Source organism: Bacillus sp. 22-7 (assembly GCF_010628845.1).
Classification (GTDB): Bacteria; Bacillota; Bacilli; order Bacillales; family Cytobacillaceae; genus Cytobacillus; species Cytobacillus firmus_B.
Map to the genome: position 1 here is coordinate 249651 of NZ_NJQY01000004.1, position 19517 is coordinate 269167.

The following is a 19517-nucleotide window of genomic DNA, read 5'->3' on the forward strand; positions in this document are numbered from 1 at the left end:
ATGGGCTATCCAAAAGATCTATTATCAAGCAGGTCTGTAATAGAACATGGGAAATTTGCTTTAATTGCACCAGAAGGATTAGTGAACAATGTTATTCCTGGATTTGATCATTGCCTTATTTCGATTTTAGGTTCTCCTAAGCTTGGGGCAAGCTTTGTCGACTATTATGTGACAATGAAAAAAGGAGGCGGAAATAAGGAAGGATTCGGCGGCCAGGAGGATGTTCAGACTTTTGTTTACATACTAGAGGGAAAAATAAAAGCATCTGCAGATGAAAAAGAGTTTATCCTGGAGGAAAGCGGATACCTTTATTGTCCGCCGGGAGTGAAGATGTATTTGGAAAATTTGGATGACGGGGATTCTAAGCTCTTTTTATACAAGCAGAAATATCGCCCTCTTGAAGGGCGGAAGCCATGGGTTATATCAGGACATGCAAATAGAATTGAATTCAGGAACTATGATGATATGCATAATGTAAACATTAAAGATCTGCTGCCAGCTGATTTAGATTTTGATATGAATTTTCATATCCTTTCGTTCGATCCTGCTGCGAGCCACCCGTTTATTGAAACACATGTACAGGAACACGGAGCTTATATCCTCTCCGGGGAAGGGATGTATAATCTCGATAACAAGTGGATCCCAGTCAAAAAGGGCGATTATATTTTCATGGGCCCTTATGTTCACCAGGCCGCTTATGCAGTAGGGAGAGAAAATTTAACATATGTCTACTCAAAAGATTGCAATCGGGACGCTGAACTATAAAAAATTTCAGGAGAGGAGAAATAACGGTGTCAAACATACAGAGGATTATGGAAGAAAGAGTCTTTGAAATCGATAAAATAGCAAAGTTTGATCCTGAGAAACCGCAAAAGAACTATTTTTATGAAACTGATAAAACAGTGGGAGCTGTCTGGTGTCTGGAACCAGGCCAGGAGGTATACTTGCATTCTCACTCAAATGTAGATGATATGTGGGTTTGTATGGAGGGAACAGGAACCTACTTTCCTGACTTGGAGAATGAAATTCCAATAAGTAAAGGCATGGTGATCCTTGCTAAGCCTAATCAGATTCATGGAATGCGCAATACAGGGAAGGATCGATTTTTATTTGTTGGATTTGCTGCTGGCTCTCTTCCAATGGATATTACAAGATATTAAATCTGCATTCAGATAAAAAACATATCGCTCTTAGCCGGATCTTCTGGAAGAGAGCGATATGCTGAATTGAACACGAAATATATATTCATAAGGTGTCCCCACTAGACGTTCATAGTCAGCTTCATTCTTAATAGATTGTAAATGAAATAACTTAAGCAAATTAAGCTGGACAGTGAAAAGCTGATCCAAATCGTAAGAATATTTTCCATAATTGGCAAAGCTGCAAACCCTCCGGCAGTCCCAATAATAGAGGCAAGGGGAATAAGGGCAGGCAAGGTTTTACTCCCTAGTATAATGTACAGCATTGGAACGATCATGGAAGCATAAATATTACCGAAAAAAAACAGCAGTTCAATAGGAGATGGAGGCAAGATACTAACGATAATTAATAATAATAGACAAATGGCTCCGGAAAACAGATAGGTGAATCCCCATTTTTCTTTATTGCTGAGAGGGCGAAGCACACCGGCGATATTTTTAATGATTAATGTGACAATAGCATGTAATTCTGCACTAATGGCAGATGAAATGGCACTGAAGCAAAACAGGACAAATAAAACAATAAGCAAAGTTGAATTGATTTTTCCAATTAATTCAAATAACAAAGAATAAATGGAATCATAGCTTCTTCCAAAAATAATAATCATAATCAGCGATGATAATGCAAGAGGAATAGTTGCCCATATTAAACCTGCTAATGTAAACGTAATTCTCAGCTTTTCTTTCTTTATAATAAAAACTCTCTGCCATGAGGCACGATCGATAATCACTTGTCCAAATCCAATTAAAATGGCTGTGAAAATAAACAAAATAGCTTCCGTGTTTTTAACATAAAGTATGTATGGATGATATAATTTAATGCCTTCATAAACAGGGTATACACCTTCCTGGATATAAAAGTAAACAGGGATGACGATGACAGCGCTGAATATGAGCACAACATTAATGCCTGCAAGCTGATGAATTCTTTGCATGCCTCCTGCTCCCCCAATAAAAAAACAAAACAATAAAAAGAAAACCATACCAGAAAAAACAGGCAGGGGAAAAATCATGTGCAGAAGGATTCCTGCACCCATAGCCTGAACAAATATAGAATGGAAACTAATCACAATAAGAATAGAGATCATGAACCAGTAGCCGCGTGGAGTCAATCTTTCGCGCAGTACATCTCCTATCGTTTGATGGTCGTGAAACCGATCCCGAATCTTTTTTGCTAATATTCCAAATAAGATGAGTGCAAGTGCCCCCATAAGAGAATAGCCGATTCCTCCGGTTAGTCCGTACTTTATTAATGTTTCGGGCGATGAAAGAATGGTATTGCCTGTTACCCATCTGGACAAAAGACTCACAACACCAAAACCGATTCCGAGCTGGAATGCCCCGCCAATATAGTATTGAAAATCGGTTTTCTTCATTGTGAAGTCTCCTTCAGGCGGTAATCCCTTGGAGATTGGCCAGTCATTTTCCGAAAGATTTGACTAAAGTAGTGCTGACTGTTAAAGCCGCACTTTTCTGAAATACTGCTAATGCTTAAATCAGGACTTTCAATCAGCATTTTTTGTGCTTGTTTTAATCGAAAGTCATTTAAGTATTCGGAAAACCCCATTCCTACTTCCTCATGAAACTTTCTGCTCAGATAAGCTGAATTGATATGAATTTTAGATGCTAAATAATTTAAAGTAAGTTTTTCATTATATTCCTTTTGAATAATTTGCAAGGCTTTAACAATTTGCTCAGAGTAACTGCCAATTCGTTCATATCTCCGCAAAACGCTCATTAATTCCTCTTCAATGACGGGCTTTGTAATATAATCAATTACCCCGAGTCTGAGTGACTTTTGAATATAATCAAAATTTTGATAAGCTGTAACCATGATTAAATCAATGTCACCAGCTGAGGAAAGCTCCATTGCTAAATCTAACCCTGATTTTCCTGGGAGCTGAATATCAAGGAACGCAAGAAAGATATCATGCTTCTTAATAATCTGAAGAGCTTGAGAGGCATCCTGAGCCTTATAAAGAATCCAATTGGGAAATTTCTTTTTGATGAGATATTCCAGCTGTTCCAATTCGATAAGTTCATCATCTACAAGCAAAATATTCATTGCATCCTTTCTCCTTCCAATTTTTCTGCCATAATAACGTGGGGGAATATAGCCAAAACAGCTGTTCCGTCCCCCTGGTCTGTTAATTGAACAGAAGTTTCATCATGGGGGAATAAAAGCTCAAGTCTTCTTTTTATGTTCTCCAGCCCCACCCCGCCATCCAGGGGACTTGTTTCATAGCGTTCTATGGAATTGTTCCACACTGAGACATAAATGGATGATTCAATCTTTATTACTTTTATTTTTAATAAAGCCTCGCCAATATGTCTTTCAAAGGCATGCTTAAAAGCATTTTCCACAAGAGTTTGTATTAAAAAGGGAATGATAATGGCTTTATTCACATGATTGTCCAGTTGAATTTCATAATGAAGACGATCTCTAAATCTGGTTTTTTGTATCTCCAGATAGTAATTAACATAAGTAAGTTCATCTTCAATTGAGATAAAGTTATTTAATGTCCGATATTTAAATTTCAGGAGTTTTGAAAGGGTTTCAATCGACCGTATCAATTCTTCTTTGCGGTCGAGCCTGGCTAGAGCAAGGATTGAGTTTAAGGTATTAAAAAAGAAATGCGGCTGGATTTCCTGATTTAATTGATTGTATAAAGCTGTCTGCAATTCACTTTCCAGCGCTATCTCTCTTTTTTGCTTCTCAAGTAAATCAATTCTTTTTTCAAAAACAAATAAAAATAGCAGGGTAAAGGCCCCTGCCAGCGGAACCAGAACACAAAACATAATGTATATGGAGAATGATTCAATAGGCAGCATGGGGTTCGTTTCTCCTTAAGTATTAAAAAAGGGAGGTATCATAACCTATCCCTTTTTTAATATAACATTTTATACATAATAGAGGTATTTGTATTAAACTGGAAGAATTTCAGCGAAATGACAGCTTACAAAGTGATTATTAACCAGCTCCCTAAGGGGAGGTTCCTCCTGTTTGCATTTTTCTGCAGCAAAAGGACAGCGTGTATGGAACCTGCAGCCTTCAGGAGGATCAATTGGTGATGGTACATCTCCTTTTAATATTACACGGTCCCTTTTTAAAGTTGGATCCGGGACTGGAATAGACGAGAGAAGCGCTTTTGTATAAGGGTGGAGCGGAGAATCGAACATTTCTTTTTTCTCTGCAATCTCGACCACTTTACCCAGATACATCACCATAACCCTGTCTGAAATATGCCTGACGACACTAAGGTCATGAGAGATAAAAAGAAAGGTCAATTTAAACTGCTTTTGCAGCTTCTTTAATAGATTGAGAATTTGTGCCTGGATAGATACATCCAGGGCAGATACAGCTTCATCACAGATGATTAATTTCGGATTGACGGCCAATGCTCTGGCGATCCCAATACGCTGGCGCTGGCCGCCGCTGAATTCATGCGGATATCTGTCAAGCGCTTCTGGAGGAAGTCCAACATAGCCCAGCAGTTCCAGCATTCTTTCCTTTCGCTTTGATTTTTCAACCACATTCTGAATGGCCATGGCTTCATTCAAAATTTGCTTCACCGTTTGACGGGGATTAAGAGAAGCAAAAGGATCTTGAAATATTACCTGCAAATCACCTCTAAGTTTTCTCATATCCTTTTTATTTAGCGTTAAAATATCTTTCCCCATATAAAGAACCTTTCCGTCAGTAGGTTCATCAAGCCTTAAAATGGCACGTCCGGTTGTTGATTTCCCGCAGCCTGACTCCCCGACTATACTTAATGTTTCACCCTCAAAAAGCTCAAATGAAATATCGTCTACCGCCTTTACATATGTCTTTGGCTTGAAGATAGAGTCCTTTTTAACCGGGAAATATTGTTTTAATTGATCTACCTGCAGGATGATATTTTTTTCTGCGGCCGTGTTCATATTAGACAACCCCTTCTTTCTCTCTTTTGCCAGTCCACTTGTCGGTGTATTTCCAGCATCTTACTTTACTATCATCAGAATAGGCAACAAGATCAGGCTGTTGTGCAGCACATATATCTTCCGCATAAGGGCATCTAGAGGCGAAACGGCAACCGGCAGGCATATTGTAAGGGCTTGGGACACTGCCATCTATCGTAATTAATTCTTCCTGATCTTCATGGATTTTAGGCAATGAGTTCAATAAACCTTGGGTATACGGGTGCTTTGGAGCAGCAAATATTTGCTGTGTGGAAGCATGCTCGACTATATTGCCTGCATACATTACGGCTACCTTATCACAAGTTTCTGCCACTACCCCCAAATCGTGGGTGATCATAATTACACCCATTCCGATCTTTGTTTGCAGCTCTTTAATCAGCTCCAATATTTGTGCTTGAATCGTAACATCCAAGGCTGTCGTTGGCTCATCTGCTATTAATACCTCAGGTGTACATGCAAGAGCCATTGCAATCATGACACGCTGGCGCATCCCGCCGCTCAATTGGAATGGCTCTTGTTTCGCCCGTTTTTCAGGAGAGGGGATTCCAACCATCTTCAGCATTTCAACTGATTTATCCCATGCAGCTTTTTTCCCCATCTTTTGGTGCAGCCTTAAAGCTTCTGCAATTTGCTCTCCAACCGGGATTACAGGATTTAAGGAGGTCATTGGCTCCTGAAAAATCATAGATATTTCATTCCCGCGAATTTTTCTCATTTCATCCTCTGGCATTGTTACTAAATCTCTTCCTTTAAAAAGAACGGAACCACCGGCAATTTTTCCCGGAGGAGAAGGAATAAGGCGGAGAATGGAGAGGGAGGTCATACTTTTCCCGCATCCGGATTCCCCTACAATTCCCAGCGTTTCCCCTTTATGCAGTGTAAAATCGATGCCATCAACCGCTTTGCTGACTCCCCGCTTTGTTGTGAAGTGGGTTTTTAACCCTTTTACTTCAAGTATTGGCTTGTTTATTTCTTTCATGTCCAGTCACCACCCTTAACTAATTTAGTTCAATGCGTTTATTGAAGAACCGATAAAAGACATCTACGAATAAATTCACAACTACGAAAATAAGTGAGGCAAATAATACTCCTCCCTGGACCATTGGCAAATCACGCATTCGAATTGCATCGACAATCATTCTTCCAAGACCATTAATAGCAAAAATCGATTCCACCAATACGGTACCTCCAAGGAGTGCGCCAAACTGCAGGCCCACAACCGTGATCACTGGTATCAGTGCATTTCTAAGTGCATGTTTATAAATGATGATTCGCTCGCGAAGCCCTTTTGCACGTGCTGTACGAATATAATCCTGGCGAATAACTTCCAGCATGCTCGACCTGGTCATCCTTGCGACAATTGCTGCTCCTCCTGCTCCAAGGGTTATAGCCGGCAAGATGACATGGAGCAGACTGTCCCATCCTGCTACAGGCAAAATTTGAAGCTTAACAGAGAAGAAATACATAAGCATGAGGCCAAACCAGAAGCTTGGAAGTGAAATTCCTAAGAGCGCAACAAGCATAACGCTGACATCGGTCAAAGAATAAGGTTTAACAGCTGAAATAATACCTGCTGCCATTCCCAGCACGATTGTGATAATGATGCTAAAGAAGGCGAGTTCGATCGTAATTGGCAGTCTTACCAATATCTCATCAAGAACCGGCTGGCTGTTTTTTAAGGAGACGCCTAAATCCCCCTTAAACACATTTGCTAAGTATTCGAAGTATTGGATATATAAAGGCTGGTTTAATCCAAGCTGTTCACGAATAGCTTCAATCGTTTCTTTTGAGGCTCCTTCACCGGCAAGAAGTACTGCAGGATCCCCTGGAACGAGCTGCATAATGAAGAAGACAACAAAAGTAACTCCAATAATAACCGGGATGGTCTGTAAAATCCGGCGTAATATAAACATCAGCATAGATGTAACCTCCTCAAAGCTTTTATTTTTTCATCCGGGGATCAAAAGCATCACGTAAGCCATCACCAAAAATATTAAATCCAAGGACGAGGATGGAAATAGCGAGACCAGGGAACAGGGCAATATACGGTGCTGAGAATAAGAAATCCCTCCCGCTGCTGAGCATGGTTCCCCATTCAGGTGAAGGCGGCTGTGCCCCAAGTCCAAGAAATGATAATCCAGCTGCTGACAGAATGGCAGTAGCTAAACGCAGAGTCCCTTGAACAATAATAGGTGATAGAATGTTCGGGAAAATATGCTTGAAAATAATGACAAAATCAGAGGCGCCAAGCGAGCGGATTGCATCAATATACTCAAGACGCTTTACTTCTAAAGTAGATCCGCGGACAATCCTTGCAAATAAAGGTACAGAAAAAGCCCCTACTGCTATGGTCACATTAATCAGACTTGGACCCAATGCTGCAATAATGGCCAGGGCTAGAAGAATTCCTGGGAATGCGAGCATAACATCCATCATCCTCATGATAATGGTGTCAACCCATTTGCCATAATAACCTGCAACAAGGCCAAAAATAATTCCGAAAAATGCTCCGAATAACACAGCAGCAAAGCCGACCCCCATTGATAGCCTGGAACCATAAAGAATCCGGCTTAAAATATCTCTTCCTTTATCATCTGTTCCCATCCAATGGTCTGCAGATGGTGGAGTCAGCTTATTTTCCAAATCAATTTCGTATGGGCTATATGGAGCCAGCAGCGGTGCAAATGCCGCCATTAACAGATAAACAAAAATAATAATGGCCCCAGCCAGTGCAGCTTTATTTTGCATCAATATAGAAAGAAAATCTTTTATTCTAGACTCCTTAGAGCTGATCAATGTCTTTACAGCTATTTCCGGCTGCTCCGTTTTTACTTGAACTGTCATCTTATTTCCCCCCTAATAGATTTTTTTACTAGTACTAAAATGCAAATCGATATTCCTCCTTTCAAAAGAAAGAGTGAATTGCAAACGTTTAGTTAAAATTATCAAAATTACCTGTAAAGTAAATATTTTTTAAAACAGTTGTCAAAATATTTAAAAATAAGGTAAATATTCTGTAAATATCTGAATGCATCATCTTCTATAATGCAGATAAGCATTTACGGAGGGACGGTGAACATTGACTTTACTATCGGAATTATTTATTAAAAAAGGGGAGAGAAAAATGGAGAAAGATAGAAAGCACTTTCGAAAGGAAATGCTAATGATTTTCCTATGCTTAATGATGCTGCTGTCAACAGCATGTTCCACACAAACAAAAACAGAGCAGGCAGCTGGCAATGAATCCGAGGGTAAAAAGGATGGCGGCACCTTAACAGTTGTCCGTTTATCAGATGCAACAAAATTAGATCCTCACTTTATAACAGATATACCTTCAGCAAATATAATTTATCAAAAAGTATATGAAACTTTAGTGGAACCAGATAAAGATATGAACATTCAGCCGCTGCTGGCAACAGAATGGAATGTCATTGATGATACGACCTGGGAGTTTAAACTAAAAGAAGGCGTAACCTTTCATGACGGTACACCGTTTAACGCTGAGGCTGTGAAGGCCACATTTGACCGTTTGCTGGATCCAAACACCGGGTCTCCTCAGCGTGAGAAATTCGCGATGATTAATGAAGTAAAAGTAATTGATGAGTACAAAATACAATTATTGCTTGATTATCCATATGCTCCGCTGCTTTCTATTCTTGCAAGCAGCGAAGGAAGCATCATGAGTCCAAAGGCGCTGGCCGAAAACCAGGAGACGCTTGCAGAGAAACCTGTTGGTACAGGCCCGTTTGTTTTTAAAGAATGGAAGACTGGACAGGAAATTTCCTTGGAGAAAAATGAAAACTATTGGGGAAAACAGCCAAGTATTGATGAGGTTATTTTTAAGGTTGTTCCTGAAGACGCGACTCGGCTGGCTATGATTGAAACTGGGGAAGCACATATTAATGATCAGGTGCCTGTTACAGAAATTGAGAGAATTGAGGCTTCTGAATCAATGGGACTTCTCCGTGCTGAGGGGCTTGCAGTTGAATACATCGGATTTAACACCAAGAAAAAGCCGTTGGATGATGTTAAAGTCCGCAAAGCAATCAGCCATGCCGTTGAGAGAGAAGCAATCATTAAAGGGGTTTACAACAATGTGGGGACACTTGCTAATGCTGCGATGAGTCCAAAAGTGTTTGGCCACAGTGAAAATGTTAAGCCTTATGATTATGATTTAAATGAAGCAAAGAAATTGCTAAAAGAAGCAGGATATGAAAACGGGCTTAAGCTTAAATTACTGACAAGTGATAGAAAAGAACGCATCAATATGGCTGAAGTTATTCAATCGCAATTAAAGGGAATTGGCGTTGAGGTAGATATTCAGGTAATGGAATATGGTGCATATATCGATACAATCGATAAATCTGAGCATGATTTGTTTATCGGGGGATGGGGAAATGCCACGGGAGATGGAGATTATAACCAGTATAATCTATTCCATACGGCATCACAGGGACCTCCCGGAAACCATTTCTATTACAGCAACCCTGAGGTAGACAAAATCATTGAAGAAGCACGCAGAGAGACTGACGAAGCAAAGCGGAAGGATCTATATGAGAAAGTGATGCAAATGGAATTAGAGGATGCGGTCTATATACCAATCCGGAACTATGAACATATGGCTGCGCACAGCAAAAACGTAAGCGGCTTTTGGCTCAATGCTGCCAATTATTTAATGATTGATGAAGCAGTCATTAAATAAATAGAAGTTAAAGAGTGAAACGGAAAAGTACTTTTGAAGCAAAAGTACTTTTCCTTCATCTTCAATACTAAGGGGGAATTAGAATGACAGCTCTTTGGATCACAAATGTTCGGCTGGAAACAGGATTCATCAGCGAAAATGAACAAATTACAGGCACAAGCACAGAAATTTGCCACTTGAAAATCGAAGATGGGAAAATTGCAGAAATTTCACAGCTTGCCCCAGATTCTAATGAAAGCCAGCTTGATGCAAAACAGAAGCTTCTGCTTCCTTCTTTAAGAGATATGCACATTCATATTGACAAAACCTATTATGGCGGGCCCTGGAAAGCCTGTACACCGATCACGAATGGCATTTTCACTAGATTAGAAGAGGAAAAGGAGCTATTGCCAAAGCTTCTCCCAACCGCACAAGAACGTGCTGAGAAAATGATAGAGCTGTATTTGACAAATGGCCATACCCACATTCGCACACATTGTAATGTTGACCCTGTAATAGGCCTGAAAAACTTGGAAGCTACTGTCAATGCACTAAAGAAATATGAAGATGTCCTTACATATGACATTGTTGCGTTTCCGCAGCATGGACTGCTGAGAAGCGGTTCTGTCCAGTTAATTCGGGATGCTATGAAAAATGGTGCCACGTTAGTAGGCGGGGTTGATCCAGCTACCGTGGACAGAAACATTGAAAAGTCCCTGCACACCATATTTGAAATCGCAGCAGAGCATAATAAGGGAGTCGATATCCATCTTCATGATCCTAACTCATTGGGAGCTTTTACATTCGAGAGAATGGCAGATTATACAAAAGAAGCAGGCATGGCAGGAAGAGCAACCATTAGCCATGGAATTGCTTTAGCTGACTTGTCCGGAGATGCATTGGCTGAGATGGCTGCAATATTGAAAGAGCAGGAAATTGACGTGACCACTACCATTCCAATTAATCGTACAACTATTCCGGTTCCTGCCCTTGATCGTTATGGTATTCCCGTTTCAGTCGGCCATGACAGCATCACCGATCACTGGTCCCCGTTCGGAACAGGAAACACCATACAGAAACTGGGGACACTTGCGGAAAGGTTCCGAATGATTGATGAATATTCTTTATCATCAGTCTTGAAGTTTGCAACTGGCGGGATTACTCCTCTGAATAAAGCTGGTGAACGGGTTTGGCCAAAAGTAGGCGACGATGCAACGATGATGCTTGTTGATGCGGCATGTTCAGCAGAGGCAATTGCAAGACGAGCACCGGTTGAGGCATTATTTTTCAAAGGCAATAAGGTTGAAAGCAAACGAATTGAGAAAAACCTGATAAATTCATAGCTTAAGAGCAAAAAGGAGGATATACAGTGTCAACTTCCCATTGGTTAACAAATATAAAGCTTGAAACAGGACATCTTCAGGATGACAAGGGAGCTTATACCACAACAACGGAACTCTTTCATTTAAAAATTGAAGATGGAAAAATTATAGAAAAACAGGGCAGCACTTATAAAATTTCCGAGAATGAAGAAAAGGTGGACGGAAGAGGATTTCTGGCACTGCCATCTTTTAAAGAGATGCACAACCATCTTGATAAGACCTATCTATCTCTTGATTGGAAGGCATGCAGGCCGGTCAAAAACTTAGAGGAACGTTTACGGTATGAAGCAATGGAGCTTGAGGAATTGGCTCCTACAGCCAGACAGCGGGCAAGCAAAATGATTGAGCTTCTCCTTTCTAAGGGGTCAACTCATATTCGTACCCATGTTAATATTGATCCTTATATTGGCTTAAAGAACCTGGAGGGCGTAAGAGAAGCTCTAGAAGACTATTCCGACAAACTGACATACGAAATTGTAGCTTTCCCTCAACATGGTCTTTTAAGGGAACATGTAATTCCTCTTATGAAAGAAGCGATGAGATCTGGCGCCAGCATTGTAGGCGGTCTTGATCCTGCAGGAATTGACCGCAACATTGAAAAGTCACTTTATGAAGTTATGAATCTGAGTACAGAATTTGATGCAGATATAGATATCCATTTACATGATGGCGGACATGCTGGATTATATACCATTGATAAATTTGCTGAAATGATAGAAGAAGCCAAGTGGCACAATCGTGCTGCTGTAAGCCATGCATTTTGTTTAGGGGAAGTACCAGTGCCGCAAGCAGAAGAAATGGCGGAAAGATTGAATGGGCTTGGAATGTCGATCATGTCGACTATTCCTATAACAAAATCTCTTCCGCCAATTGAACTCTTGGACAGGAAAGGTGTAAATGTTTATCTGGGCTGTGATGGATTCTATGATTCCTGGGGACCTTTCGGGAATGGAGATCTGCTGGAAAAAGTAACGAGATATGGTGAACTTTATCGCAAGAGCGATGAAATTTCTCTGGCACAATCATTAAAATGGGCCACTGGGGGTCCTGTTCCATTAAACAAGGATGGAGAGATGAGTTGGCCGCTTGAGGGAGAAGAAGCAAACTTGGTGCTAGTCAATGCTTCGTGTTCGGCAGAAGCTGTTGCGAGAACACCTGAAAGAGAAGCGGTAATTTTTAGAGGGAAAGTGGTCGCAGGGCAGCTGACATAGAGCGTTTCTGGTATAAATACCATATTTTACGGAGGATCATATGTTAAAAATTGATGATAGCCTTGTGTTATTCGCAGCAGCAGAAAATGGTGACCTTGAATGTTTGAAAGCCTGTATAGAGAGCGGCATTAATATTAATCTGCGAGATAAGAAAAAACGAACGGCCATTTTGATTGCTTCAATAAATAAGCATTATGATTTGGTTCATTTTCTGGCGGAGTCAGGAGCAGACATTAATCTTCAAGATCAAACCAGCTTAAACCCATTTTTATATGGATGCATTCATGGAGATTTGAAGTTAGTAAAAATGATGATTAGCGCTGGGGCTGATATTAATCTCTTAACGAGATTTGGCGGAGTGGGTATTACTCCAGCCTGCGAAAAGGGACATTTAGAAGTAGTTCGGGAGCTTTTAACATCTACAGATATGAACGTAAATCATACCAATTATTGCGGATGGACACCTTTGATTGAAGCCATTGTTTTGAATGATGGAGGAGAAACCCAGCAGGCCATCATAAAGCTTTTGCTTGAACACGGGGCCGATACAAGTCTTACAGACCAATATGGTGTGAAGCCGATTGAGCTTGCCAGAAGAAAAGGATACAAAGAAATAGAGAATATTTTATTTACCACTGGTATAGAGTAATTGCATAGTTTTTAGGTAATAAATCCCTTTCTGTTTTAATAGCAGAAAGGGATTTATTTTGGTTTATATAGATGTCCCCGAAAGATTGAATCCCTCAGCAGCGGCAGCATGCAATGCAAGAGGATAGTAAGTACCCGCAAGAAAAGCTAAAGTTTAAAAGTTTTATTAAGCAGGGAAGATATAGGAAGGGATATTCAAATAATTCCGAAGACAGTATGTTAACATCAAGTATAAGGACATATTTAAATAAAGGAGGAAATGCGATGAATACAGATATCCAAAAAGAAGAAAACCGGTTTTTTATGAATGATGAAGAAGGGAATATGATAGCGGAAATTACGTATATTCCAAGCGGTGATTCTGTCATAACCATAGACCATACATATGTAAGCGACTCCCTGCGCGGACAGGGAATTGCAGGAAAGCTTCTGGAAAGCGTCGTTCAGGAGGCACGCAGCAAGGGATATAAGGTTGTGCCTGCCTGCTCATATGCCAAAGCTGTTTTTGACCGAAAGAGCGAATATCAGGATTTGCTTGCAAACTAAAGGAGGTTTTCTGCATGGACGCAAAAAGAATAGATGTAAATGGAACAGCCATTTCATACTATGATGAAGGCAAAGGGGAGCCGCTTGTATTGCTGCATGGATTTTGCGGCAGCAAAGGTTATTGGGCTAGGGTGATTCCAATTTTGGCGGAGAACTTTCGAGTCATTGCGATGGATCTTCCGGGACATGAAGGTTCAGGGCTGCCAGAGGGTGAGCCCTCTATTGAAAAGATGGCAGAAGTAATCAAAGGAGCTATGGATGAGCTGGGACTTGAAAAAGTATCTCTTTTCGGCCATTCATTGGGCGGTTATGTAGCCCTTGCATTTGCTGAAGCATATGAGGAAAAGCTGAAATCCTTTTCCCTTATCCATTCAACAGCCAGCCCGGATTCCGAAGAAGGGAAAAAGGGAAGGGATGTCGCTGCCGGTAAAATCGATAAGGAGGGTATAGAATCCTTTATAGATGGACTGGTGCCGAAGCTTTTTGCACCAGGGGAGAAACATCCGGACCAAATTCAAATGGCAAAAGAAATTGGCTATCGTACAAGAGCTGAAGGTGCAAAGGCTGCCCTGAAAGCAATGAAACAGCGCGGTGGCCGCAGTCATGTCTTGAAAAATACAAAGCTCCCAGTGTTAATTGTCGCTGGAGAACAAGACCAGATTGTCCCTCCTGAAAAATCATTTGCAGTCAAAGGATCTAACATCAATCAGGTGACCATTGATAATGCGGGGCACATGAGCATGTACGAAGCGCCGGAAGAACTTGCAGAGGCTATCCGCGGGTTTTTGAAAGAGTAGCAGTCTCTGTTTTGGAGCGCACATAAATTTGTGTTATCCTCACATAAAAAATCTTATCCGCACTTAAATTGGCGTTAAGCGCACAGAAAGGCTCCTTTGCCGCCAAATTAATCATTTTTGCGAGTGAAATATAGAAAAAAAGCTCCTTTTCACCAGAAAAGGAGCTTTATCTTACTTAAATATAACTGAAATAATCTCGTCCGTCGTCATTCCGCTTTCTATTTCAAACGTGCCGGGACGCAGATCATTCTCAAGACCGCGTTTTTCTACATCTTTATAGAATTGGATGCCGCTTTCAATTATATGGGCTTTTTCAAGCGCGTTCCCCACATCAATGCTGGTCATTCCCATTGATACGGTTAAAATAGTCCGGTAAACAACTTTTTCGCCGGTTTTGTCATCGGTTTTCTTTTCGGTTTTATCCTCTTTTTTCTCGCTGGATTTTGCGGCAGCAGCAAGCTGTTTGCTCCATTCATCTTCCGTGTTGATGACGTAGCCTTTAGATGCCAGCAGGTCAATCATTTCTTCATCTGACAGCTTTTCCACTTTCTCTGCTTTATCCGATGGCTTTTCAGTGCTCTTTGCTTCAGAAGGTCCAAATAGATAGACACTTCCCGTCAAAATGGCAGCCGCTAAAAGGCCTGCTGCAAAACTGCGCAAGGAATTTGGTGTCATTGGGCAACCATGCTCCTTTCACCCTTGTTCGCTGAATAAGGCAAGAGCATCAGATCAACCTCGTTAGGCGTAAGCTGTTTTTTTAATGCAATGCTTTCATTGGAATATCCGCGTTTATGCAAATCCAGTACTTCGCGAAGCAGCAATCTTTCTTCTGATGGCCCGCTCATAGCTCCTGATTGCTTCGCCGTAATCTCTGCGTCCAATTCAATATTTCTGATTTGCTGCTGAAGCTCATGAATTTCATTTTTTAGTGTAAAAGTAACCTGATCAATTTGCTGCTCAATATTTGATTTTGACTGCGCCGTTTTTAAAAACGATAAAATGAGCAGCACGACTGCTGAACCAAATAATATGGCAATTACCCATCCCATCCTAAAATCCTCCCTTATGTAAACACTTTTTTTCTCGGTATCTATTTTTTTACCAAACTAAATTATACCTTTATTGCCGGGGGATTTCGAATGATAACCTCAAAATAACACGATAGTCCTGTTTTTATGTCAGAAAAAGGTACGGATGGTAAATCCTATTTCTTATAAAAGCCCGGGCCATTCAGGACCGGGCTTCCATTTGTTCAGTTTTCTTTCTGCAGCTGTGCGCGTTTGGCGGCATGCAGAATGTCTTCGATGGGAGAGACTCTCCCGAATTTATCTTTATGGACAATATGTTTTCTTTCAAATTGGGTGGGATTATCAATTCCTGCCGCTGCCGCCAGATTGTATAACCCTTCTCTGAGCGAAATGACATAGTTGCAAACCCGGTAATGCTTTTCCTCAACAATTAAACCATCCTGAAGCTTTTTGTCGGTTGTCGCCACCCCTGCCGGGCAGTGATTGGTATGGCAGACACCGGCCATAATGCAGCCGACGCTGATCATAAAACCGCGGGCAATATTGACCAGATCCGCTCCCATTGCAAGAGCTATGGCAATTTTATCAGGAGTGATTAATTTACCGGAAGCGATAATTTTCACACGGTCCCGTACCCCATACTCCCTCAGCATTTCATCGATAACTGTCAGGGCGGATTGGATAGGGAGCCCCACGCTGTCCGCAAGCTCCTGATAAGTCGCCCCTGTTCCGCCTTCACCGCCATCCACTGTGATGAAGTCCGGGCCTTTGCCGCTCTCCTTGATATAGGAAATCATGTTTTCAAGAGCATCCAGGTCACCTACCACAATTTTCATGCCGACAGGCTTTCCGCCAACACTTCTGAGCTCCTCTATAAAATCGAACATGGAAGGGACATTATCAAATTCATAGAAACGGTTTGGACTGTTAATCGTTTTCCCGACTTCGACAAGCCGGATACTGGCGATTTCTTCGGTTACTTTTTCGCCTTCTACATGGCCGCCGCGGGTTTTCGCACCCTGTGCAAGCTTTAGTTCAAAGGCCTTGACCTCAGGTATATCGCTTTTCTTTTTAAATTCTTCCCATGAAAATTCCCCATTGGCCTTTCGGACACCGAACATATCAGGGCCGATTTGCATAATGATGTCCGGGCTGCCGGCCAAATGATACTGAGACAGGCCGCCTTCACCGGTATTCATCCAGGTTCCTCCTGCTAGGCCAAGCCCTTTGGAAAGGGCCGTAATGGCTTTTTCACCGAGAGATCCATAGCTCATGGCCGATTGTCCTACAAGTCCCTTGACCCTGAATGGCTGCCGGCAGCTGTTTTCTCCCAGTACGACCGCATCCTCATCCCGAAGATAGTAAGGATCAGCCAATTTTTCTTCGCTGTGCTCCTTTCTTGAAAAAAGATTATCCCCATCGACCTTATAGACACGGGTGTTTATTTTCCTTGTATTATCCACCTTCATTTCATCAACCAGTTTTGGGAACAGGGTGTTTCGTATATAAAAGCCTTCTTCGTCAAAATTTCTTATCGATCCGAAGCCTATTAATCTTTCTTTGTATTTGCCGGCTTTGACAACATCCTGGTATTCCTTTCTGGAAAAAGGCTTGCCTTCTGTATCATTATTGAACAGGTACTGTCTTAGTTCAGGCCCCACATTTTCTGCGAAGTACCGCACCTTCCCGATTACCGGGAAGTTCCTCAGTATAGAGTGCTGTTTCTGCCTGTCATCTTTTATATACCAATAAATAAATAGAATGACAGGGACAAAAATAACCAATGAGATAAATACGAATAATGCAATGATAAGGTAATCTGTTAAACTCATTTTATCCTCCTTCTATTAAAACTGGCTTAGGGCTTCACTGATAGGGGTGTCTCCCGAGGCTGCTTCAATGGTCGAATGAAAGACCGCTTCCTGGTTAAGGGACTCTACCAGAACTTCAGCAGCGTCCTCGCGCGGTATCTCAGCCTTTCGGTCATGGATTTTCTTTGACAGGGTAATGGCTCCGTTCCCGGGATTGTCCGTTAATTGGCCAATCCGAACCACTGTGTATACTAGATTGGCAGTTTTGAGCATATCCTCCGGAAGATCCTTCGCCGCAATTTTGCGGGAAGGGTCTGTTTCGCTTTCCTCCGCTTTAACTGCACTCATCATCACAAATCTCCTGACATTTGATTTTTGTGCCAATTGGATGATGTCGGATATAGATTGGTGATCGACCATAACAGTTTTGCCTGTATGTTTTTTAGGATTGACGCCTGTCAAGTAAATCACTGCATCTGATGCCTGCAGATAGGGGATCAGCTTTTCCTCGTCATAAACAATTGCCTGTGCTGCTCCCAGCTTGATCAGATCCTCAATTTGGTTTTCCTTTGCCGCAACGGCAAGAGCTTCATGCTTCCTGTCAGCGAGCTTCCTGATTACATGCTCACCGACATCTCCATTGGCACCGATTACAATCACCTTCATGCTAACGCCTCCTTTTTTACCTTTTTTCCACAAGGGGTTTATTTAAAACCAAAATCAGGCAAACAAAAAAGCGGCCCATTAAGAGGACCGCGCTGGTTTTACTCAAATCGTTATGTGGCTCAGACGGCTCACTGTATCCATCCTTTGCGGATGAAGCTTTGCCGTTTATGCCAGCCGTTTAAAATTCTGTCCGAGTATTTCATTCATCGTGTGTACTGTGATAAATGCTTTATTGTCAACCTGGGTAATATAGCTTTTCAGCTTTGTAAAATCTTTTCTGCCCAGGATGGTTGTAATGACTTCTTTTTTATCTGAAGTGAAGGCACCGGTTGCCGTGTGAATGGTTGCACCCTTCCCCAGTTCATGAACAATATAGGTTTTAATTTCATCACTGTGGTGGCTGATAATCACAATTTCCTTGTTTGAATTGAATTGCTGAAGTGCATAATCAATCACAAATCCATTAATAATGACTCCAAAAAAGGCATACATGCCGACTTGCGGCCCAAATAGAACGGCGGAAGACAGGGCAATGGCTAAATCAGCCAGAAGCACTCCTCTGCCAACTTCAATATTTAAATATTTATTAAAAATCATAGCGATGATATCTGTACCGCCAGTGGAGGCCTGCTGGTTAAACACAATCGCCATGCCGGTTGCGGCGATGCATTGCCCGATGATCAGCTGAATAAGCAAGTCATCACTAAGCGGCTGAGCCATCGGGGCGAACTTCTCAAGCGCCCATACATAAAAGGACAATGCAAAGCTGGCATAAATGGTTTTTGCCCCAAAACCAGATCCAAGAAAAACAAACCCAACTGCAAACAATATCAAATTGACAAGAATCATGAATGTACCGATTGAGAAATCTGGAAATAAATCATTCATGATGATCGACAATCCGCTGACCCCTCCAGTTGCTAAATTATTGGGGGACAAGAAAAAATGGACATTTATAGAAACCAGGAAAGCTCCCAGGTTGATCATCATAAAAGAAAACAGTTTTTGCCGCATCGCCGCAACCTCCTTTATTATAGTTTTTTTCGGATTCCGTAAAAAGCGGAACAACGGGATTATAAAGCCCATCAAGCCCCTTTGTAAAGGGAATGAGAGGAAAAAAATAAGGTTTAATAATTAAGAAAATTGGAATGGTTTGCAAAAGTGGATGCTATTATCTATTTTTGTTTAATTCTTATATAATAGTTATGACTAGCACGAGCACGAAAGGATGTAAGAAATCTTGAAAAATAGAAAGCTTATTGTCATTCCCATTATGATACTTGTAGCCGGTGCAGCCATGTGGATGCTGAATAAGGATTACCAGCAGATAGACCTGATGATCCGCTTGATGATAGCAGCCGGTGCAGCACTATTATCAGGTGTTATCTCCTATTTTTTATTCAAGCCGGAAAAAGAAGAACAATAAAGTGAAACTTCAATCAGTGGGGGGGGGTTCCTTATCCCCCACTGATTGTTAGTCGCGTTCTAGTGTCGCTAAGATCTCCGCTAGCGCTTTGATCAATCGACACTACGAACCCGATTGGTTCCACTAAGCCTCTGCCTGTGCGTCGGCAAGTTTCACTGTATC

The 19517-nt window shown here is 41.4% G+C and carries 21 protein-coding genes; 9 read left to right on the forward strand and 12 right to left on the reverse strand.

The features are described from left to right. Positions 1 to 765: a (S)-ureidoglycine aminohydrolase gene (gene allE, locus CE058_RS03140; RefSeq protein WP_163140239.1), complete on the forward strand. Its 765-nt coding sequence runs from the start codon at positions 1 to 3 to the stop codon at positions 763 to 765. Positions 766 to 791: 26 nt separating this feature from the next. Continuing rightward, a complete protein-coding gene (locus CE058_RS03145; protein WP_262175482.1) occupies positions 792 to 1160 on the forward strand; it encodes a cupin domain-containing protein in 369 nt (122 codons plus the stop codon). Positions 1161 to 1261: 101 nt separating this feature from the next. Here the strand turns inward: CE058_RS03145 and CE058_RS03150 are convergent, their stop codons facing one another. From CE058_RS03150 to CE058_RS03180, 7 genes are all read right to left on the reverse strand, one after another. Then, complete coding sequence (locus CE058_RS03150; RefSeq protein WP_163140241.1) at positions 1262 to 2575, reverse strand: SLC5/6 family protein; 1314 nt, start codon at positions 2573 to 2575, stop codon at positions 1262 to 1264. Continuing rightward, positions 2572 to 3264, reverse strand: a complete 693-nt coding sequence (locus CE058_RS03155; RefSeq protein ID WP_048010383.1) for a response regulator transcription factor — start codon at positions 3262 to 3264, stop codon at positions 2572 to 2574. The genes CE058_RS03150 and CE058_RS03155 overlap by 4 nt, the downstream gene beginning before the upstream one ends. Continuing rightward, on the reverse strand, positions 3261 to 4031 hold the full coding sequence (locus CE058_RS03160; protein ID WP_163140243.1) for a sensor histidine kinase: 771 nt from the start codon (positions 4029 to 4031) through the stop codon (positions 3261 to 3263). The genes CE058_RS03155 and CE058_RS03160 overlap by 4 nt, the downstream gene beginning before the upstream one ends. Positions 4032 to 4124: 93 nt before the next feature. Continuing rightward, on the reverse strand, positions 4125 to 5120 hold the full coding sequence (locus CE058_RS03165) for an ABC transporter ATP-binding protein (protein ID WP_163140245.1): 996 nt from the start codon (positions 5118 to 5120) through the stop codon (positions 4125 to 4127). A gap of 1 nt (position 5121) precedes the next feature. Then, a complete protein-coding gene (locus CE058_RS03170) occupies positions 5122 to 6138 on the reverse strand; it encodes an ABC transporter ATP-binding protein (protein WP_163140247.1) in 1017 nt (338 codons plus the stop codon). Between the two features lie 19 nt (positions 6139 to 6157). Beyond that, on the reverse strand, positions 6158 to 7078 hold the full coding sequence (gene nikB / locus CE058_RS03175) for a nickel ABC transporter permease (protein WP_163140249.1): 921 nt from the start codon (positions 7076 to 7078) through the stop codon (positions 6158 to 6160). 22 nt (positions 7079 to 7100) lie between these two features. Further along, the gene (locus tag CE058_RS03180) at positions 7101 to 8003 is read right to left on the reverse strand and encodes an ABC transporter permease (RefSeq protein ID WP_163140251.1); all 903 of its coding nucleotides are present in this window, start codon (positions 8001 to 8003) and stop codon (positions 7101 to 7103) included. 280 nt (positions 8004 to 8283) lie between these two features. Between CE058_RS03180 and CE058_RS03185 the strand changes: the two genes are divergently transcribed. The 6 genes from CE058_RS03185 to CE058_RS03210 all read left to right on the forward strand — a co-directional run bounded on the left by CE058_RS03185 (position 8284) and on the right by CE058_RS03210 (position 14424). Continuing rightward, a complete protein-coding gene (locus CE058_RS03185) occupies positions 8284 to 9861 on the forward strand; it encodes a glutathione ABC transporter substrate-binding protein (protein WP_163140253.1) in 1578 nt (525 codons plus the stop codon). A gap of 83 nt (positions 9862 to 9944) precedes the next feature. Next, a complete protein-coding gene (locus CE058_RS03190; protein WP_163140255.1) occupies positions 9945 to 11183 on the forward strand; it encodes an amidohydrolase family protein in 1239 nt (412 codons plus the stop codon). Positions 11184 to 11209: 26 nt separating this feature from the next. Then, positions 11210 to 12433 carry an amidohydrolase gene (locus CE058_RS03195; RefSeq protein ID WP_163140257.1) on the forward strand — a complete coding sequence of 408 codons (1224 nt, stop codon included), beginning with the start codon at positions 11210 to 11212 and terminating at the stop codon, positions 12431 to 12433. Between the two features lie 40 nt (positions 12434 to 12473). Continuing rightward, complete coding sequence (locus CE058_RS03200; protein WP_163140259.1) at positions 12474 to 13082, forward strand: ankyrin repeat domain-containing protein; 609 nt, start codon at positions 12474 to 12476, stop codon at positions 13080 to 13082. A 215-nt stretch (positions 13083 to 13297) separates the two neighbouring features. After that, positions 13298 to 13627: a GNAT family N-acetyltransferase gene (locus tag CE058_RS03205; RefSeq protein WP_163140260.1), complete on the forward strand. Its 330-nt coding sequence runs from the start codon at positions 13298 to 13300 to the stop codon at positions 13625 to 13627. 14 nt (positions 13628 to 13641) lie between these two features. Further along, complete coding sequence (locus CE058_RS03210) at positions 13642 to 14424, forward strand: alpha/beta fold hydrolase (RefSeq protein WP_163140262.1); 783 nt, start codon at positions 13642 to 13644, stop codon at positions 14422 to 14424. Between the two features lie 171 nt (positions 14425 to 14595). Here CE058_RS03210 and CE058_RS03215 read toward each other — a convergent pair whose 3' ends face one another. The 5 genes from CE058_RS03215 to CE058_RS03235 all read right to left on the reverse strand — a co-directional run bounded on the left by CE058_RS03215 (position 14596) and on the right by CE058_RS03235 (position 18943). Further along, positions 14596 to 15099, reverse strand: coding sequence for an endolytic transglycosylase MltG (locus CE058_RS03215; protein WP_163140264.1), 504 nt, complete (start codon positions 15097 to 15099; stop codon positions 14596 to 14598). Next, positions 15096 to 15473 (reverse strand): hypothetical protein, encoded by a 378-nt coding sequence (locus CE058_RS03220; RefSeq protein WP_019383483.1) that lies wholly within the window; start codon positions 15471 to 15473, stop codon positions 15096 to 15098. Before CE058_RS03220 ends, CE058_RS03215 begins: the two co-directional genes overlap by 4 nt. 203 nt (positions 15474 to 15676) lie before the next feature. After that, the gene (locus CE058_RS03225) at positions 15677 to 17284 is read right to left on the reverse strand and encodes an FMN-binding glutamate synthase family protein (RefSeq protein WP_163140266.1); all 1608 of its coding nucleotides are present in this window, start codon (positions 17282 to 17284) and stop codon (positions 15677 to 15679) included. A gap of 15 nt (positions 17285 to 17299) precedes the next feature. Beyond that, the gene (locus CE058_RS03230; RefSeq protein ID WP_048010368.1) at positions 17300 to 17929 is read right to left on the reverse strand and encodes an NAD(P)H-binding protein; all 630 of its coding nucleotides are present in this window, start codon (positions 17927 to 17929) and stop codon (positions 17300 to 17302) included. 165 nt (positions 17930 to 18094) lie between these two features. Beyond that, a complete protein-coding gene (locus CE058_RS03235; RefSeq protein WP_163140268.1) occupies positions 18095 to 18943 on the reverse strand; it encodes a YitT family protein in 849 nt (282 codons plus the stop codon). Between the two features lie 226 nt (positions 18944 to 19169). Here CE058_RS03235 and CE058_RS03240 point away from each other — a divergent pair, with 226 nt between their 5' ends. Next, positions 19170 to 19355: a hypothetical protein gene (locus CE058_RS03240; protein ID WP_035326541.1), complete on the forward strand. Its 186-nt coding sequence runs from the start codon at positions 19170 to 19172 to the stop codon at positions 19353 to 19355. The last annotated feature ends 162 nt before the right edge of the window (positions 19356 to 19517 follow it).

Excerpts from the sequence above, each read along its gene's own strand:
- CE058_RS03230 (WP_048010368.1), bottom strand. The coding sequence starts at position 17,929 with ATGAAGGTGATTGTAATCGGTGCCAATGGAGATGTCGGTGAGCATGTA.
- CE058_RS03215 (WP_163140264.1), bottom strand. The coding sequence starts at position 15,099 with ATGACACCAAATTCCTTGCGCAGTTTTGCAGCAGGCCTTTTAGCGGCT.
- CE058_RS03185 (WP_163140253.1), top strand. The coding sequence starts at position 8,284 with ATGGAGAAAGATAGAAAGCACTTTCGAAAGGAAATGCTAATGATTTTC.
- CE058_RS03190 (WP_163140255.1), top strand. The coding sequence starts at position 9,945 with ATGACAGCTCTTTGGATCACAAATGTTCGGCTGGAAACAGGATTCATC.
- CE058_RS03180 (WP_163140251.1), bottom strand. The coding sequence starts at position 8,003 with ATGACAGTTCAAGTAAAAACGGAGCAGCCGGAAATAGCTGTAAAGACA.
- nikB (WP_163140249.1), bottom strand. The coding sequence starts at position 7,078 with ATGCTGATGTTTATATTACGCCGGATTTTACAGACCATCCCGGTTATT.
- CE058_RS03205 (WP_163140260.1), top strand. The coding sequence starts at position 13,298 with ATGTTAACATCAAGTATAAGGACATATTTAAATAAAGGAGGAAATGCG.
- CE058_RS03165 (WP_163140245.1), bottom strand. The coding sequence starts at position 5,120 with ATGAACACGGCCGCAGAAAAAAATATCATCCTGCAGGTAGATCAATTA.
- CE058_RS03155 (WP_048010383.1), bottom strand. The coding sequence starts at position 3,264 with ATGAATATTTTGCTTGTAGATGATGAACTTATCGAATTGGAACAGCTG.
- CE058_RS03225 (WP_163140266.1), bottom strand. The coding sequence starts at position 17,284 with ATGAGTTTAACAGATTACCTTATCATTGCATTATTCGTATTTATCTCA.
- CE058_RS03150 (WP_163140241.1), bottom strand. The coding sequence starts at position 2,575 with ATGAAGAAAACCGATTTTCAATACTATATTGGCGGGGCATTCCAGCTC.
- CE058_RS03220 (WP_019383483.1), bottom strand. The coding sequence starts at position 15,473 with ATGGGATGGGTAATTGCCATATTATTTGGTTCAGCAGTCGTGCTGCTC.
- CE058_RS03200 (WP_163140259.1), top strand. The coding sequence starts at position 12,474 with ATGTTAAAAATTGATGATAGCCTTGTGTTATTCGCAGCAGCAGAAAAT.
- CE058_RS03210 (WP_163140262.1), top strand. The coding sequence starts at position 13,642 with ATGGACGCAAAAAGAATAGATGTAAATGGAACAGCCATTTCATACTAT.
- allE (WP_163140239.1), top strand. The coding sequence starts at position 1 with ATGGGCTATCCAAAAGATCTATTATCAAGCAGGTCTGTAATAGAACAT.
- CE058_RS03170 (WP_163140247.1), bottom strand. The coding sequence starts at position 6,138 with ATGAAAGAAATAAACAAGCCAATACTTGAAGTAAAAGGGTTAAAAACC.
- CE058_RS03160 (WP_163140243.1), bottom strand. The coding sequence starts at position 4,031 with ATGCTGCCTATTGAATCATTCTCCATATACATTATGTTTTGTGTTCTG.
- CE058_RS03235 (WP_163140268.1), bottom strand. The coding sequence starts at position 18,943 with ATGCGGCAAAAACTGTTTTCTTTTATGATGATCAACCTGGGAGCTTTC.